18 protein-coding genes are annotated in these 16,626 nt (G+C 64.7%); 8 read left to right on the top strand and 10 right to left on the bottom strand.

Annotated elements, in window-relative coordinates:
* Nucleotides 1-87: 87 nt before the first annotated feature.
* From ACQKOE_RS09310 to hisB, 7 genes are all read right to left on the bottom strand, one after another.
* Nucleotides 88-1,491 carry an SLC13 family permease gene (locus ACQKOE_RS09310; protein WP_427512538.1) on the bottom strand — a complete coding sequence of 468 codons (1,404 nt, stop codon included), beginning with the start codon at nt 1,489-1,491 and terminating at the stop codon, nt 88-90.
* 28 nt (nt 1,492-1,519) lie between these two features.
* Nucleotides 1,520-2,041 (bottom strand): translation initiation factor IF-3, encoded by a 522-nt coding sequence (gene infC / locus ACQKOE_RS09305; protein WP_374589829.1) that lies wholly within the window; start codon nt 2,039-2,041, stop codon nt 1,520-1,522.
* Between the two features lie 99 nt (nt 2,042-2,140).
* Nucleotides 2,141-2,902, bottom strand: a complete 762-nt coding sequence (gene hisF / locus ACQKOE_RS09300; protein WP_427512537.1) for an imidazole glycerol phosphate synthase subunit HisF — start codon at nt 2,900-2,902, stop codon at nt 2,141-2,143.
* Complete coding sequence (gene hisA / locus ACQKOE_RS09295; RefSeq protein ID WP_374589831.1) at nt 2,899-3,627, bottom strand: 1-(5-phosphoribosyl)-5-[(5-phosphoribosylamino)methylideneamino]imidazole-4-carboxamide isomerase; 729 nt, start codon at nt 3,625-3,627, stop codon at nt 2,899-2,901. The genes hisF and hisA overlap by 4 nt, the downstream gene beginning before the upstream one ends.
* On the bottom strand, nt 3,624-3,833 hold the full coding sequence (locus ACQKOE_RS09290) for a hypothetical protein (RefSeq protein WP_427512536.1): 210 nt from the start codon (nt 3,831-3,833) through the stop codon (nt 3,624-3,626). The genes hisA and ACQKOE_RS09290 overlap by 4 nt, the downstream gene beginning before the upstream one ends.
* Nucleotides 3,821-4,441, bottom strand: coding sequence for an imidazole glycerol phosphate synthase subunit HisH (hisH, locus tag ACQKOE_RS09285; RefSeq protein WP_427512535.1), 621 nt, complete (start codon nt 4,439-4,441; stop codon nt 3,821-3,823). Before hisH ends, ACQKOE_RS09290 begins: the two co-directional genes overlap by 13 nt.
* Nucleotides 4,434-5,027 carry an imidazoleglycerol-phosphate dehydratase HisB gene (gene hisB / locus ACQKOE_RS09280; protein WP_427512534.1) on the bottom strand — a complete coding sequence of 198 codons (594 nt, stop codon included), beginning with the start codon at nt 5,025-5,027 and terminating at the stop codon, nt 4,434-4,436. The genes hisH and hisB overlap by 8 nt, the downstream gene beginning before the upstream one ends.
* A 113-nt stretch (nt 5,028-5,140) precedes the next feature.
* On the opposite strand from hisB, the gene ACQKOE_RS09275 reads away from it, so the two are divergent.
* Genes ACQKOE_RS09275 through gmk form a run of 3 tightly spaced genes read left to right on the top strand, consistent with a single transcriptional unit; the run spans nt 5,141 to nt 6,703 of the window.
* Complete coding sequence (locus ACQKOE_RS09275) at nt 5,141-5,620, top strand: SspB family protein (RefSeq protein WP_427512533.1); 480 nt, start codon at nt 5,141-5,143, stop codon at nt 5,618-5,620.
* Nucleotides 5,621-5,622: 2 nt separating this feature from the next.
* Complete coding sequence (locus ACQKOE_RS09270) at nt 5,623-6,036, top strand: hypothetical protein (RefSeq protein ID WP_427512532.1); 414 nt, start codon at nt 5,623-5,625, stop codon at nt 6,034-6,036.
* Between the two features lie 31 nt (nt 6,037-6,067).
* On the top strand, nt 6,068-6,703 hold the full coding sequence (gene gmk / locus ACQKOE_RS09265) for a guanylate kinase (protein ID WP_427512531.1): 636 nt from the start codon (nt 6,068-6,070) through the stop codon (nt 6,701-6,703).
* Nucleotides 6,704-7,028: 325 nt separating this feature from the next.
* On the opposite strand, the gene ACQKOE_RS09260 is transcribed toward gmk, so the two are convergent.
* From ACQKOE_RS09260 to ACQKOE_RS09250, 3 genes are all read right to left on the bottom strand, one after another.
* A complete protein-coding gene (locus ACQKOE_RS09260) occupies nt 7,029-7,850 on the bottom strand; it encodes an SDR family NAD(P)-dependent oxidoreductase (RefSeq protein WP_427512530.1) in 822 nt (273 codons plus the stop codon).
* Between the two features lie 11 nt (nt 7,851-7,861).
* A complete protein-coding gene (locus ACQKOE_RS09255; protein ID WP_427512529.1) occupies nt 7,862-9,001 on the bottom strand; it encodes an acyl-CoA dehydrogenase family protein in 1,140 nt (379 codons plus the stop codon).
* A 111-nt stretch (nt 9,002-9,112) separates the two neighbouring features.
* Nucleotides 9,113-10,273, bottom strand: coding sequence for an acyl-CoA dehydrogenase family protein (locus tag ACQKOE_RS09250; RefSeq protein ID WP_374589888.1), 1,161 nt, complete (start codon nt 10,271-10,273; stop codon nt 9,113-9,115).
* Nucleotides 10,274-10,444: 171 nt separating this feature from the next.
* Between ACQKOE_RS09250 and ACQKOE_RS09245 the strand changes: the two genes are divergently transcribed.
* The 5 genes from ACQKOE_RS09245 (at nt 10,445) to ACQKOE_RS09225 (ending at nt 16,434) form a co-directional block, all read left to right on the top strand.
* On the top strand, nt 10,445-11,302 hold the full coding sequence (locus ACQKOE_RS09245) for an SDR family NAD(P)-dependent oxidoreductase (RefSeq protein ID WP_427512528.1): 858 nt from the start codon (nt 10,445-10,447) through the stop codon (nt 11,300-11,302).
* On the top strand, nt 11,302-12,723 hold the full coding sequence (locus ACQKOE_RS09240; protein WP_427512527.1) for an MFS transporter: 1,422 nt from the start codon (nt 11,302-11,304) through the stop codon (nt 12,721-12,723). The genes ACQKOE_RS09245 and ACQKOE_RS09240 overlap by 1 nt, the downstream gene beginning before the upstream one ends.
* Nucleotides 12,724-12,823: 100 nt before the next feature.
* Nucleotides 12,824-14,107, top strand: a complete 1,284-nt coding sequence (locus ACQKOE_RS09235) for an acyl-CoA dehydrogenase family protein (protein WP_374589891.1) — start codon at nt 12,824-12,826, stop codon at nt 14,105-14,107.
* Nucleotides 14,108-14,259: 152 nt separating this feature from the next.
* On the top strand, nt 14,260-15,351 hold the full coding sequence (locus ACQKOE_RS09230) for a Zn-dependent alcohol dehydrogenase (RefSeq protein WP_427512526.1): 1,092 nt from the start codon (nt 14,260-14,262) through the stop codon (nt 15,349-15,351).
* A gap of 9 nt (nt 15,352-15,360) precedes the next feature.
* Nucleotides 15,361-16,434: a phosphotransferase family protein gene (locus ACQKOE_RS09225; RefSeq protein ID WP_374589893.1), complete on the top strand. Its 1,074-nt coding sequence runs from the start codon at nt 15,361-15,363 to the stop codon at nt 16,432-16,434.
* Nucleotides 16,435-16,626: the final 192 nt, after the last annotated feature.

The following is a 16,626-nucleotide window of genomic DNA, read 5'->3' as shown; positions in this document are numbered from 1 at the left end:
GCGTCTAACCTCCGCAGGCGCGCATCTCCACCCGGACCGGGCGGACAGGCATAACCAGCCAGGTATTTGATTTCAACTGAAACCGGATCAGACGAGCGTCGCGACCGTCCAGACGACCGCCACCATCAGGAACACGCCCGCCAGGTCGAGCAGCAGCCCGGCCTTGAGCACGCGGGGCATGGCGATGTGCCCGGTCGACCAGGCCAGCGCATTGGGTCCGGTGCCAGCGGGCAGCATGAAGCCCCAGCTTGCCGCGAGGGCAGCGGGCAGGGCGAGCAGGATCGGGTCCGCGCCCAGTGCGGCGACCAGCGCACCGACCACCGGCATGATCCCGCTGGCGGCAGCGATGTTGCTGGCAAATTCGGTCACCAGCACGACGAAGGCGACCAGCACCAGCGCGACGATGGGCAGCGGCACCACGCGCAGCGGCAGCAGCATCTGGCCCAGCCAGCCGGCCAACCCGCTTTCGGTCATGCCCATGGCCAGCGCCAGCCCGCCGCCGAACATCAGGATCACGCCCCAGGGCGCGCGGTTCGCCTCGTCCCAGTTGAGCAGCGGGCGGCCCGTGCCATCGGGCAGGAAGAACAAGCTCAGCCCCGCCAGCGCCGCGATGGTGCCATCATCGAGCCCGCCCGCCGGGAACAGCGGCTTGAGCAGCGGCATCGAAACCCAGGCGATCACGGTCAGGATGAATACCGGCGCGAGCCGCCGTTCGGGCGTGGTCCACTTGTCCGGCAAGTGGATGGCAGAGCGCGCGGCGGCGGGATCGAAGGTGTCGCTGTGGATGCCCTGCACCCGCGCGATGATGAAGGCCGCCAGCGGTACGCCCAGCAGCACCACCGGGATGCCGTAGGCGCTCCATTCCAGGAAGGTCAGCTCTACCCCCAGGCTCTTGTTGAGCAGGGCCACGGCGATGGCATTGGTCGGCGTGCCGACAATCGTGCCGAACCCGCCCAGGGTGGCGGCAAAGGCCACGCCCATCGGCAAGGCTCCCGCAATCCCGTCCTGCGCGCCTTCCTTCACCCCGCCCGAAGCGAGCATGGCCAGCGCCATGGGCATCATGATCAGCGCGGTCGAGGTATTCGAGATGAACATCGAGATCGTCGCCGTCGCGGCCATCACCGCCAGCAGCAATTGCCAGTTGGAATGGCCCGCGCGGCTGAGGATGGCGAGTGCCAGGCGGCGGTGCAGCCCGGTCCGCTCAACCGCCAGGGCCAGGAATGCCCCGCCCAGGAACAGGAACATCGTGGGCGAGTAATAGGCCGCCGCCGTCTTGTTGGCGTCCGAAACGCCGATCAGCGGCAGCAGGATGAAAGGCAGCAGGGCCGTGGCGGAAAGGGGCAGGGCCTCGCTCATCCACCAGGTGGCCATCCACCAGACCAGCCCGGCCGTCGGCCAGGCGAGTTCCGGCATTCCGGCCGGAGTGGAGGTCAGCAAGGTGAACAGGAAGCCCAGCGGCCCCAGCCAGAAGCACACGCGCTTGGCAGTCATCGCGGCCCCCCGCTCACCCTGTTGATTGTTACTTCGGCGAAATCACCATCAGCATCTGGCGGCCTTCCATGCGGGGATAGGCCTCGATCTTGGCGATTTCGTTGGTGTCTTCCTGCACCCGGCGCAGCAGGTTCATGCCCAGCTGCTGGTGCGAAAGCTCACGACCGCGGAAACGCAGGGTGACTTTCACCTTGTCGCCTTCGCCGATGAACTTGTGAATCGCGCGCATCTTCACGTCATAGTCGTGATCGTCGATGTTCGGACGCATCTTGATCTCCTTGATCTCCTGCGTCTTCTGGCTCTTGCGCGCGGCGTTGGCCTTTTTCTGCGCCTCGTACCGGAACTTGCCGACATCGAGGAACTTCGCCACCGGCGGATCGGCGTTGGGAGAGATTTCAACCAGGTCCAGGCCTACGTCGGCTGCCTGTTCGATCGCTTCGCGGGTGTACATGACGCCCAGATTCTCGCCGTTCTCGTCAATGACGCGAACCTTGTCCGAGGTAATCATCTGGTTGTAGCGCGGCCCGCTTTTCACGGGGGGCGTCATCATGCGCCGGGGTGGGGGTGCTATAGTATTCTCTCCTGTTGCGTACAAAGGCTCGCGCGCGTCCTTAAAGCGAATCGCCGCTTCGCGCAATCGGCGCGATTCCTAACCTCTTGCCGGAAGCCCCGCCGCGCGCAAGGCGGCATGGGCCTGGGCGATGGTATAGGTGCCGAAGTGAAAGATCGAAGCGGCCAGGACCGCGCTGGCATGGCCCTTGGTCACGCCTTCGACCAGGTGGTCGAGCGTGCCGACCCCGCCGCTGGCAATCACCGGCACGGACACGGCATCGGCAATCGTGCGGGTCAGTTCCAGGTCATAGCCGCGCTGGGTGCCATCCCCGTCCATCGAGGTGACGAGCAGTTCGCCCGCGCCCAGTTCGGCCAGGCGAATGGCATGCTCCACCGCGTCGATCCCGGTCGCCTTGCGCCCGCCGTGGGTGAAGATTTCCCAGTTCCCCCGCGGAGTGCGCCGCGCATCGACCGAGGCGACGACGCACTGGCTGCCCATCTTTTCGGCAATGTCGGCCACCACTTCGGGGCGGGATACGGCGGCACTGTTCACCGCCACCTTGTCCGCCCCGGCCAGCAGCAGCGCACGGGCATCCTCGACCGAGCGGACCCCGCCGCCCACGGTCAGCGGCATGAAGCAGACTTCGGCGGTGCGGCGCACCACGTCCAGCAGGGTGCCGCGCCCTTCATGGCTGGCGGAAATGTCCAGGAAGCACAGTTCGTCCGCGCCCGCCGCGTCATAGGCGCGGGCCTGTTCCACCGGATCGCCGGCATCGCGCAGGTCCACGAAGTTCACGCCCTTGACCACGCGCCCGTCGCGCACGTCCAGGCAGGGAATGACGCGGATGCGGACGGTCATGCCTTGCTCGCGATGGCGATGGCCGCCGCCAGGTCGAGCCGCCCTTCGAACAGGGCGCGGCCGGTAATGACGCCTTCGATGCCTTCCTGGGCGTGGAGCGAAAGGACATGGATATCGTCCAGGCCTTTGACGCCGCCGCTGGCGATCACCGGAATGTCGACCCGGCGGGCGAGATCGACCGTCGCTTCGATATTCACGCCCTTCAGCAGGCCGTCGCGGCCAATGTCGGTGAACAGCAGGCTGGCGACGCCCGCGTCCTCGAAGCGGCGGGCCAGATCGACCACCGACACGTCGGACACTTCGGCCCAGCCTTCGGTTGCGACCATGCCGTCACGCGCATCGACGGCGACGACGATGCCGCCCGGAAACTCCGCCGCCATGTCCTTCACGAACTGCGGGTCTTTCAGCGCGGCGGTGCCCATGACCACGCGCGATACGCCCAGATCGAACCAGCCTTCGACCGCCTCGCGCGTGCGGATGCCGCCGCCCAGCTGGACGTGGCCGGGGAAGGCTTCCAGGATGGCTTCCACCGCAGCGCGGTTTTCGGCGCGGCCCGCGAAGGAACCGTCCAGATCGACCACGTGCAGGAACTGCGAACCGGCTTCCGCAAACAGCAGGGCCTGGGCAGCCGGATTGTCGCCATAGACAGTGGCGCGATCCATGTCCCCTTCGGCAAGACGGACGACCTGCCCGCCCTTGAGGTCGATGGCCGGAAAAACGATCATAGGCACAGCCCTTTGTTACCCGCTTCGTCATCCTGAACTTGTTTCAGGATCCATTCTTCGGCCTGCCCGGTTGGAGCAGGAAAAGTGCAAACCGGGCGGTTGACCTTCCCCCTGCGCAACCGGGATTCGCGGCCCGATGGATCCTGAAACAAGTTCAGGATGACGGGTCTCGAAAGGTCGGTTCCTGCTCCGATCATGGTTTCCATTCCAGGAAGCGGGCCAGCAGGGCAAGGCCGTAAGCCTGGCTCTTTTCGGGGTGGAACTGCACGCCCACGATATTGTCCTGCGCCACGGCGGCGACCAGCCCGCCGCCATGATCCGTCATGGCGGCAACCGAGCGTCCCGCGTCCGGCGCGAAGTGGTACGAGTGCAGGAAATAGGCCTCGCCCGGTTCGACCAGCGCGGCGTGAGAGGTAACTTCCACGTCATTCCAGCCCATGTGCGGGATCTTGATCGCCGGGTCGGTCCGTTCGATCAGCCGCACTTCGCCGCCGATCCAGCCGAGGCCGGGGGTAACGCCATGCTCAACCCCGCGGTCTGCCAGCAATTGCATGCCCACGCAGATGCCCAGGAACGGCGCGCCACCGACGATCACCCGTTCGCGCAGCGTCTCTTCCAGATGCGGAATCGCGCGCAGCCCTTCGGCGCAGGCCTTGAAGCTGCCGACGCCCGGCAGGACGATCCGGTCCGCCGCGCGGATCACGTCGGGATCGGCCGTAACGCTGACGCTTTGCGCGCCCGCAGCTTTCAGGGCATTGGCGACCGAGTGGAGATTTCCCGCGCCGTAATCGACCAGCGCGAGCACCTCAGCCACCGAGTTGCCCTTTCGTCGAGGGAATCGCGCCTGCCTTGCGCGGGTCCAGCTCCACCGCCTGCCGCATCGCACGGGCAAATCCCTTGTAGATGCCTTCGCAGATGTGGTGGTTGTTGCTGCCGTAAAGCAGTTCGATGTGCAGCGTGATGCCGATCGCCTGGGCAATCGACTGGAACCAGTGCTCGAACAGCTCGGTATCCATTTCGCCCAGGCGTTCCTGGGTGAACTTTGCGTTCCAGACCAGCCAGGGGCGGCCCGAAATGTCGAGTGCGATGCGCGCCAGCGCTTCGTCCATCGGGCTGTAGGCCGTGCCGTAGCGGCCGATCCCGGCCTTGTCGCCGAGGGCCTGGCTGATCGCCTGGCCAATGGCGATGGCGCTGTCTTCGGTGGTGTGGTGCTGGTCGACGTGCAGGTCGCCCTTCACGTGGCATTTCAGGTCGATCAGGGAATGGCGGCTGAACTGTTCGATCATGTGATCGAGAAAACCGATCCCGGTTGAAACGTCATAGGCACCGGTCCCATCGAGGTTCACTTCGACGAGGATATCGGTTTCGTGAGTTTTCCGCGCAATGCGTGCCGTCCGCATGGGGAGCGCCTATAGGCCGGAATCGGGCGGGCGCAATCTCTTTCCCGTTGCCCCCATTCCTCTCACCCCTTTCCCCCCTTGACCCGCAGGCCGGGCAGCGCCACTTGGGATTCATGAGCGAGACGCCTGACAGCCTGATCCCCTATGACGAAATCGTGCAAGAGGCCCTGCGCGCCGTGGTTGAGCGGGTGCTGGGCCAGGTCGTCGATGCGGGCGGGGTCCTGCCGGGCGACCATCATTTCTACATCACCTTCAAGACCACCGCACCAGGCGTGGACATTCCCACCCACCTGAAGGAACGCTTCCCGGACGAAATGACCATCGTCCTCCAGAACAAGTTCTGGGACCTGACGGTGGAGCCGGACCACTTCTCGGTCGGCCTGTCGTTCAACCAGATTCCGACCAAGCTGGTGATTCCCTTCGCCGCGATCACCGCCTTCGTCGATCCCGCTGTCGATTTCGGCCTGCAGTTCCAGGCTGCCCTGCCGGACGAGGATTATTCCGATTTCGCGGAGCAAGACCAAGGCTCGCCCGTTATGACCAGCGATGACGGGTCCAACGTGGTCACCGTCGATTTCGGACGAAAGAAATAGCCATGGCCAAGGGTGTGTTCGGCAAAGGGAAGAAAGCAGCCAAGGGCGCGCTGGATACCGTAGCCGAAAAGACCCCCAGCCCCAGCCCCAATCCGATGACCAATCTGGTCCTGGCCGATTTCGCCCTGCGCGGCGGCGGGCAGCTGCTCCGCCGGGCGGTTGAGGTAGCCTTGCTCGGCACCAAATATTCCAAGCAGGACGCGCGCAACCTGGTCAAGGGACGCTCCATGACGCAGACCCTGGTCGGCACCGCGCTGGCCCGGATCGCGACCCGTTCGGTCCCCGGCGCGCTGGTGGTCGGCGGCGGTTTGCTGGCCAAGACGCTGTATGACCGGCGCAAGGGCAAGGCGGCTGCGCGCTCCGAAGGAAACAAGGCCGTTGCCGAACAGGCGGAAAAGGGCGCCGACAAGGCTTGATTTTCTGCCCCGCGATGCGCCATCAGCGCGCATGGCTACCAATACGCTCCAACGCCGCGGACTGATGTTCATCCTCTCCTCGCCTTCGGGCGCGGGCAAGACCACGATCAGCCGGATGCTGCTAGAGCGTGACCCGGACATCAAGCTGTCCGTCTCCGCCACCACCCGACCGATGCGTGCGGGCGAAGTGGACGGCAAGGACTACCACTTCGTCTCGCAGGAACAGTTCGACGCCATGGTCGAAAACAGCGAGTTCCTGGAATGGGCGCGCGTCTTCAACAATTGCTATGGCACGCCCAAGGCGCAAGTGAAGGCGGGGCTGCGCGAAGGGCAGGACTTCCTGTTCGACATCGACTGGCAAGGTACGCAGCAACTGTACCAGAAGATGGAAACCGACGTGGTCCGGGTGTTCATCCTGCCGCCCAGCCTGGCAGAATTGCAGCGCCGCCTGAACGGACGCGGGACCGACAGCGCCGAAGTGATCGCCGCCCGTATGGAACGTGCCCGCGCCGAAATCAGCCACTGGGACGGCTATGACTATGTCGTGGTCAACGACGACGTCGAAGCCTGCTATGACCAGGTCTGTGAGATCCTCCACGCCGAACGCATGCGCCGCGCGCGCCAGACGGGGCTGATCGGATTCGTCCGCGAATTGATGCGGGATTAGGCCGGGGGGCGGCCTGCCATTTCACCCCACGCTCACCCTGAGCCTGTCGAAGGGTGAAGGCGGTTTACGCTGCCCGGCTTCGACAAGCTCAGCCTGAGCGGGGTTTTAAGGTAAGCCCTTGTTCCCGCTCCGCCTGAGCTTGTCGAAGGCATTGGTATCTGGATTGCCCAGTCACAAGTTTCGCGCAGAGGGCGCAGAGGGCGCAGAGATTTTCCCTCCGCGATCTCTGCGCCCTCTGCGCGAAACTTTACAAAATGGACCCAACCTCGTCATTGCGAGGAGTGAAACGACCAAGCACTCCAATCGCAATGACGAGCGTTTCAGATCAATGCCCCGACGGGTCGTTGAACTCGCTGGGGATCCAGGCGTTCACGATGCCGCCGTCGATCGGGATGGTGGTGCCGACCACATAGTCGCCCGCGCGGCTGGCGAGGTAGATGGCGCCGCCCGCAATGTCCTCGGCCACGCCCACGCGCTTGTAGGGGATGCCCTTGGCGCTGCCTTCCGGGTTCTTGGCCGCAGCCTTGTTCATCTCGCTGGGATAGGCGCCCGGCGCGATGCAGGTGGCAACGATGTTGTCCTTGATCAGGCGCGCGGCCATGCGCTTGGTCAGGTGAATCACGGCGGCCTTCGATGCCTGGTAGGAATAGGTCTCCCACGGGTTCGGACGCAGCCCGTCAATCGAGGCGATGTTGATCACCTTAGCCGGACGGTCAAAGCTGGCCGCAGCCGTCAGCAGCGGGTGCAGCTTCTGGGTCAGGAAGAACAGGCTCTTGACGTTGAGGTCCATGACCTTGTCCCAGCCCGCTTCGGGGAACTGGTCAAATTCCGCGCCCCAGGCGGCCCCGGCATTGTTGACCAGGATGTCCAGCTTGCTTTCGCGGCTGGCCAGTTCCTCGGCCAGGCGCTTCACGTCGTCCATCTGGCTGAGGTCGCCCGGCAGGCCGATGACCTTGCCCGGATAGGCGGCGTTGAATTCCGCTTCGGTCTCGGCCAGCTGCTCGCGCTTGCGGGCGGTGATGTAAACCTTCTCGCACCCGGCGGCGAGGAAACCTTCGAGCAGCATCTTGCCGATCCCGCGCGAACCGCCGGTGATCAGGGCAACCTTGCCTTCAAGGCTGAAGAGTTTGGTGAAATCGAAAGCCATGTCCTTGCTCCTCAATAGCCGCTCAGCTGGGCGACGCGTTCTGCGTGATAGTACAGGTCGCCCATGAATTCGGCGAGAGCGCGGTCGCGCTTCATGTAGAGGCCGATGTCGTATTCGTCGGTCATGCCGATGCCGCCGTGCATCTGCACGCCTTCCTTGACCGCGAGACCGGCAGCCTTGCCCGCCTTGGCCTTGGCGACCGAGACCATCAGCTCGGCCTTTTCGCTGCCGGCGTCGAGCAGCTGCTGCGCCTTGATCACCGTGGCGCGGGCGATTTCCAGTTCGGAATAGAGGTGCGCGGCGCGATGCTGGAGCGACTGGAATTCGCCGATCAGCTTGCCGAACTGCTTGCGCTGCTTGAGATAGGTGGTGGTCATGTCGAACGAGCCGAGCGCCACGCCGACGCTTTCCGCCGCCGCGCCGACGCGTCCGGCGTTGAGCACGCGGTTCAGCACCTCGCGCCCGCCATCGACTTCGCCGATCACGGCATCGGCATCCAGCTGCACGCCGTCCAGCTTCACATGGGCGCTCTGCGCGCTGTCGACCAGGCGGACCACGTCCATGCTCAGGCCCGCCGCATCCTTGGGCACGGCGAACAGGGTGATCCCGTCATTGTCGTCATCGCTGCCAGCGGTGCGGGCCGCGACGACCAGCATGTCGGCGCTGCCGCCCTGGACCACGAAGGCTTTCGAACCGCTCAGCTTGAAGCCGTTGCCGGCGCGCTCGGCGCGGGTGGAAATGCGTTCGGGACGATGCTTCGGACCTTCGTCGATCGCCACGGCGAAGACGCTGTCGCCCGAAAGCAGGCCGGGCAGATAGCGCCCGCGCAGTTCGTCCGAGGCCTGGCCCAACGCCGTTGCGGCCATGACCGAGCTGGTCAGGAAGGGCGAGGGGGTGAGGTTGCGGCCGATTTCCTCCAGCACGATCCCGGCTTCGACATTGCCCATGCCCAGCCCGCCATCGGCTTCGCTGACCAGGATGCCGGTAAAGCCCAGTTCGGCAAACTGCTTCCACAGGGCGTGGCCGAAACCGTCCTTGCAATTGGTGTCGCGCCAGTGGCGCAGCTGTTTTGCGATATTGCCTTCGTCGGCCATGAACTGGCGTGCGGTATCGGCGAGCATCGCCTGATCTTCGGTATGGTACAGCGGCATTTTCAAATTCCTTTTCGTCATCCCCGCGCAGGCGGGGATCGCTGGCGTCCTGATGCGGCCTCGTTCAATCGAGGCCAGCGGTCCCCGGTCAGGCCGGGGACGACGCCAAGATTAAGCCCCCGGCAGGTCCAGGATGCGCTTCGAAATCACGTTGAGCATGACTTCGCTGGTGCCGCCCTCGATCGAGTTGGCCTTGGTCCGCAGCCACGAACGCGCCTTTGATCCGCCGTTCGAGCTTTCGCTTTCCCATTCCAGCGCCGCGCTGCCGCCAGCCGCCATCAGCAGTTCGTGACGGCGCTTGTTCAACTCGGTCCCGGCGTACTTCATCATGTTCGGCTGGGCCGGGTGGGCCTTGCCGACCTTGATTTCATCGAGGAACTTCTCGCCCATGGCGGTGAAGGCCAGGGCATCGACGTCGAACATTGCCAGTTCGGCGCGCAGCAGCGGGTCTTCGAGGCCATTGCGCTTGCAGAAGGCGCCGATGGTGTTGAGCCGGTCGTTGCCGCCCGCGCCCGAGATCATCTCGCGCTCGTGGCCCAGCAGGTACTTGGCCACGTCCCAGCCGCGATTCAGTTCGCCGACGATCTGGTGCTTGGGCACCTTCACATTGTCGAAGAAGGTTTCGCAGAACGGCGAATTACCGCTGATCAGCAGGATCGGCTTGGTCGAAACGCCGGGGCTTTCCATGTCGAACAGCAGGAAGGAAATGCCCTGGTACTTGTTGGTCTTGTCGGTGCGGACCAGGCAGAAAATCCAGTCGGCCTTGTCGGCATAGGAGGTCCAGATCTTCTGGCCGTTGACCACCCAGTGATCGCCCTTGTCTTCGCCATAGGTCTGCAAGCTGACGAGGTCCGATCCCGAACCCGGCTCGGAATAGCCCTGGCACCAGCGAATCTCGCCGCGCGCGATCTGGTTCAGGTAATGAACCTTCTGCTCTTCGGTGCCGAATTTCAGCAGAGCCGGGCCCAGCATCCAGATGCCGAACGAGGAGAGCGGCGGGCGCGCGCCGATGCGGTGCATTTCCTCGCGCCAGATCTTGGCTTCGGCAGGCGACATGCCCGCGCCGCCATAGGGCTTGGGCCAGTCCGGAACGGTGTAGCCCTTGGCCGCGCAGCGTTCGAGCCATTGCTTTTGTGCTTCGTTCTTGAACTTGAACTTGCGGCCGCCCCAGCAGACGTCATCCTCGTCACGGACGGGTTCACGCATTTCGGGCGGGCAGTTTTCTTCAAGCCAGGCGCGGATTTCGGCGCGGAAGGCATCAAGGTCGGACATGGTTGTGACTCCTCTCTTTAACCGCAGGATTAAGGGGACTCTGCTCCCCTGTGCAAGCCCGGATTTCTGCGATTTGTAGGATTGCAAGCTTGCCGTAGCGTCAAGCCAAAGGGCGTTGACCGCGCCGCTTCGCGACCTAAGCTTAGCGCAAACAAGAGAGAAGGAGAGGCCATGCGATTCTCGGGCAAAAGCGTCGTCGTAACGGGTGCAGCATCGGGAATCGGGCGCGCCACCACCCTGCTGTTCGCCCGCGAAGGGGCAACGGTCTTTGCCGCCGACCTGAACCTGGCCGGGGCCGAGGCGGTCGCCCGCGAAGGCGACAATATCATCCCCGTCGCCTGCGACGTTTGTGACGTGGCCCAGATCAAGGCGCTGATGGACCATGCCGCCGGAACCTGCGGCGGGATCGACGTGGTGTTCAACAATGCCGGGGCGGGCGGCGCGCGCGAACCGATTGACGAGATCGACGCCGATGGCTGGGACCGGACGATGGACCTGCTGCTCCGCTCGGTCGCCATGGGCATCCGCTATGCCGTGCCGCACATGAAGCAGCGCCCCGGCGCGGCCATCGTCAACACCAGCTCCGTCGCGGCGGTCGGTCCGGGCTATTCGCCCACCGCCTATGCCGTGGCCAAGGCGGGCGTGCTGCACCTGACCAAGTGCGCCGCAACCGATCTGGCCCAGCACGGCATCCGCGTGAACGCGGTGCAGCCAGGCTTCATCAACACCAACATCTTCACCGCCAGCATGGAAATGCCGGCCGAACTGGTCGACACGGCCAAGGCGATGATCGCCCAGATGTCGAGCCAGGCGCAGCCGGTGGCGCGCGGCGGCCAGCCGGATGACATCGCCAATGCCGTCGCCTTCCTGTGCAGCGAGGCGGCAGGCTTCATGACCGGGGCCTCGCTGATCGTCGATGGCGGGATCACGGTCGGCCCACGCCACAGCTGGGATCCGGAAGCGCCCGGCCTGTTCGACGCGCTTCAGGCCATGGCCGAAGCTTCCGGGGCAGGCGCGGTGAAAGCCTGATGCAGCCGATTCAGGGCCGCATCCCGACGCGGCTGGCGCTGTTCCATGGCATGGGCTCGATCGCCTATGGGGTGAAGGACAACGGGTTCTCCACCTTCCTGCTGCTCTATTACAACCAGGTCCTGGGGATGAGCGCGCAGCTGGTCAGCCTGGCCCTGATGCTGGCCCTGGTGATCGACGGGATCATCGACCCGATCATCGGCTACCTGTCGGATCGCACCCATACCCGCTGGGGGCGGCGCCTGCCCTGGCTCTACATCGCGGCGATTCCGCTGGGAATCAGCTGGTACCTGATGTGGTCGGAAACGACCCAGCCGACCTTCTGGGGGCTGGTCGGCCTGGCCGTGGCAGTCCGCGCGCTGGTTTCGTGCTGCGAGGTGCCTTCGGTCGCGCTCGTTCCCGAACTGACCCGCGACTATGACGAGCGGACCCGGCTGATGCGCTTCCGCTTCCTGTTCGGCTGGGGCGGCGGGCTGTTCGTGATGTTCCTGGCCTATGACGTGTTCCTGGCCAAGGGCCTGCTCGATGCGGAGGGATACCGCGCCTATGGCCTGACCGGCGCCTTCCTGATCACCGGCGCGGTGCTGATTTCGGCGATTGCGCAGCACAGGATCGCATCCGGCTATCCCCCGCGCCACCGGTCGAAGTTCAGCCTGGCCACGGCATTCAGCGAACTGCGCGAAAGCTTTTCGCACCGCGCCTTCGTGATCCTGCTGCTGGGCGGCGGGCTGGCCTATACCAGCCAGGGGATCACCTTCTCGATCAGCAACTACCTCTACCTGTTCATCTGGCAGTTCACGCCGCAGGACCTGGGCCTGTTTCCCTTTGTCCTGTTCGCCAGCGTGGTGACGACTTTCCTGCTGCTGCCCCATCTGCACAAGCGCTGGGGCAAGCGCGACACGGCGGTTTTCGCGGCTCTGACCGGCGCGGCCTTCTGGACCAGCCCGTTCCTGCTGCACGCCGCCGACCTGTGGCCGCAGGTTGGCACGCCGCAATCGACCTGGCCGCTGTTCACGCTGTTCTTCCTGTCCAACGTGTTCAACGTCTCGGCCATGATCTCGGCCAGTTCGATGGTCGCCGACGTGGTCGAGGCATCCGAGGAACGGACCGGGCGGCGCAGCGAAGGCGCGTTCTTTGCCGGCAACATGTTCATGACCAAGTGCGCGACGGGCCTGGGCATTTTCACCACCGGGCAACTGCTGGCCTTTGCCGAGATGCCGGAAAAGGCCAAGCCCGGCCAAGTGCCCGAAGCGGTACTTGATACGCTGTCTTTGACCTATGCCATGGCGGTGGTGGTTTTTGCCATGTGTGTTGCGCTGGTCATCCGCCGTTTCCCGATCACCCGCGCCGATCATGAGGCGCGGCTGGCGGCCCTGGCGGCGGCTCGTTCAAACCCGGATGCAGAGGGAATGCACCCATAGTCTGAAGCATTAACCGCACAGTTAATTCACCCTTGGCGCAAGGCCTGCACCGTGGCAGGAGCGCAAGCGAGATTCGACAGTATGAGGAAAGGAAGAAGCAATGGATTTTGATCCCACCGAACGGCAAGTGTACTGGCGCAACCGCGTCCGCGAATTCATCGAAAACCACGTCCGTCCCCGCCAGGGCGACTACAAGAAGCAGGACGCCGAAGGTGGGCGCTGGAAAGTCCTTCCGGTCATTGAAGAGGAAAAGGCCCGCGCCAAGGCCCAGGGCATCTGGAACCTGTTCATGCCGCCGCAGTCCGGCCGCACCCACGTGGACGATACCTTCGAATTCGACGGTCCCGGCCTGACCAACCTCGAATATGCGCTCTGCGCCGAGGAAATGGGCCGCGTGGGCTGGGCTTCGGAAGTGTTCAACTGCTCCGCGCCGGATACCGGCAACATGGAAGTGCTGCACCGCTATGGCACGCGCGAGCAGAAGGAACAGTGGCTGAAGCCGCTGATGAACGGCGAAATCCGCTCTGCCTTCCTGATGACCGAGCCGCAGGTCGCCTCGTCCGACGCGACCAACGTGGAATGCTCGATCCGCCGCGAAGGTGACGAATATGTGATCAACGGCACCAAGTGGTGGTCGTCGGGCGCGGGCGATCCGCGCTGCAAGATCGCGATCGTCATGGGCAAGACCGACTTCGAAGCGAAGAAGCACCAGCAGCAGTCGATGGTGCTGATGGAGCTGGACGCTCCGGGCGTGGAAATCGTCCGTCACCTGCCGGTCTTCGGCTATGACGATGCGCCGCATGGTCACATGGAAATCAAGCTCAACAACGTCCGCATTCCGGCCAGCAACATGCTGCTGGGCGAAGGGCGCGGGTTCGAGATCGCCCAGGGTCGCCTCGGGCCGGGCCGTATCCACCACTGCATGCGCACCATCGGCGTGGCCGAGGAAGCGCTGGCCCGGATGGTCAAGCGCCTCAGCAGCCGCATCGCATTCGGCAAGCCGATCAGCAGCCACTCGATCTGGGAACAGCGCGTTGCCGAAGCCCGCATCGAAATCGAATGCTCGCGCCTTCTCTGCCTCAAGGCCGCGGACATGATGGACAAGGTCGGCAACAAGGCCGCCCAGGCTGAAATCGCGATGATCAAGGTCAAGGCGCCGACCATGGCGCTGAAGGTGATCGACGATGCGATCCAGGCCCACGGCGGTGGCGGCGTTTCGGAAGACTTCGGTCTGGCCAAGATGTACGCGGGCCAGCGCACCCTGCGCATTGCCGATGGCCCGGACGAAGTGCACAACCGCTCGATCGCCCGTATCGAGTTCGGCAAATATGCGCCGCAGCCCGAAAGCGGCCCGAGCTCGGGCGATCTCGGCGTGGCGCGTTAACTGAACTGCGCCGACCGCTTTGCGGAAGGCGCGCCAAAACCCCCCTCCCAGCCATGGGAGGGGCAGGGGGAGGGCCTGTTATCGCAGCCGCCGATAACAGGCCCTCCCCCAACCCCTCCCGCAAGCGGGCGGGGATTCATTAGGGAGAGAGAATGATGAAAGCCGCAGTCCTGGTTGCACCGAATCAGCCGCTGGAGATCGAGAACCTCCAGATCAGCAAGCCTGGCCCGCACGAGGTGCTGATCCGCACGGCAGCCTGCGGCCTGTGCCATTCCGACCTTCACTTCATCGAAGGCACCTATCCCCACGCCCTGCCCGCCGTGCCGGGCCATGAAGCCGCGGGAATCGTCGAAGCGGTCGGCAGCGAAGTGCGCACGGTCAAGGTCGGCGATGCCGTCGTGACCTGCCTTTCGGCCTTCTGCGGCCACTGCGAATTCTGCGTCACCGGCCGCATGGCACTGTGCCTGGGCGGCGATACCCGCCGCGCCCCCGGCGACGCGCCGCGCCTGTCGCGCCAGGATGGCAGCCCGGTTGCCCAGATGCTGAACCTGTCGGCCTTTGCCGAAATGATGCTGATCCACGAACACGCCTGCACCCGGATCGATCCGGAAATGCCGCTCGACCGCGCCTCGGTCATCGGCTGCGCGGTGACGACCGGCGCGGGTACGATCTTCAACGCCTGCAAGGTGACGCCGGGCGAAACCGTGGCCGTGGTCGGCTGCGGCGGCGTCGGCCTGGCCGCGATCAACGCCGCCAAGATCGCCGGTGCAGGCAAGATCATTGCCGCCGATCCGATGCCGGAAAAGCGCGACCTGGCGATCAAGCTGGGCGCAACCCACACGGTGGACGCCCTGGCCGACGATGCCGCCGCGCAGATCGTCGAACTGACGAAGGGCGGGGTCGATCACGCGGTCGAGGCCGTGGGCCGTCCGGCCTCGGGTGACCTCGCGGTCAAGTCGCTGCGCCGCGGCGGCACGGCCACGATCCTGGGCATGATGCCCCTGAACCATTCGGTCGGCCTCTCGGCCATGGACCTGCTTTCCGGCAAGAAGCTGCAAGGCGCGATCATGGGGATGAACCACTTCCCGGTCGACATGCCGCGTCTGGTCGATTTCTACATGCGCGGCCTGCTCGATCTCGACACGATCATTGCCGAGCGCATCCCGCTGGAAAAGATCAACGAAGGCTTCGAAACGATGAAGTCCGGCGCTTCGGCCCGCTCGGTCATCGTGTTCGATCAGTAAGAGGCGGAAATGACCGAATTGCTCAACGCGGACGAAGCCTTTGTCGGCACGGTGGAACCGGAAGGTGCGGACAAGCTGGACGAAGCCCGGCTGACCGAATGGATGCAGGCCAATGTGGCCGGTTTCGAAGGTCCGCTGCACCTGACCAAGTTCAAGGGCGGCCAGTCCAACCCGACCTACAAGATCGAGGCGAAAAGCGGCAACTACGTGCTGCGGCGCAAGCCGTTCGGCCCGCTGCTGCCCAGCGCCCACGCGGTCGACCGCGAATACAAGGTCCAGGCCGCGCTGTCGAAGGCGGGCTTCCCCGCCGCGCCGCAATACGGCCTGTGCACCGACGACAGCGTGGTCGGTTCGTGGTTCTACGTCATGGGCATGGTCGATGGCCGCACCATCTGGGACGGCGCCATGCCCAACGATGCGCCGGAATACCGCCGCGCCACCTATATGGCGATGATCGACACCCTGGCCGCGCTGCACGCGGTCGATGTGGAGAAGGCGGGCCTGTCCGACTATGGCAAGCCGGGCAACTACTTCGGCCGCCAGGTCGATCGCTGGACCAAGCAGTACAAGCTGTCCGAAACCGAGCTGATGCCGGACATGGAACGGCTGATCGAATGGCTTCCGGCCACCCTGCCTGAACAGACCCGCACCAGCGTGGTCCACGGCGATTACCGGATCGACAACATGATCTGGGCCAAGGACCGCCCGGAAGTGCTGGCCGTGCTCGATTGGGAACTGTCCACCCTGGGCGACCCGCTGGGCGACTTTTCCTATGTCGCCATGGCCTGGGTGACCGACAACGGCGGTCGCTCGGGCGTGCAGGATATTGACCGTAAGGCGCTGGGCATTCCGGAGCTGGAAGAAGTGGTCGAGCGCTATTGCGAAAAGACCGGGCGGACCAGCGTGCCGGACATGAACTGGTACTTCGCCTACAACTTCTTCCGCCTGGCGGGGATCATGCAGGGCATCAAGAAGCGCGTGATCGACGGCACGGCCAGCTCGGCCCATGCCAAGGCCATGTCCGACCGCGTCCAGCCGCTGGTCGACCGGGCGGCGGAATTCGCGCGCAAGGCGGGGATGTAAGACACGTTGGGCAGCGCCGGGCCACGCGGTCTGGCGCTGGCCGATCCGGCTTCGACAGGCTCAGCCTGAGCGGTGTGTGTGGGGCAAGGTCATCCGCCCTCCAGACCCGCTCACCCAGAACGGGGTGTAAGGCACCTGGCGTTGCCCCCCAGACCCGCTCACCCTGAGCTTGTCGAAGGGTGTCGCGTCATT

It is taken from the genome of Novosphingobium sp. NPDC080210, from assembly GCF_050281025.1.
GTDB lineage: Bacteria > Pseudomonadota > Alphaproteobacteria > Sphingomonadales > Sphingomonadaceae > Novosphingobium.
This window is presented reverse-complemented; position numbering and strand designations above follow the sequence as displayed.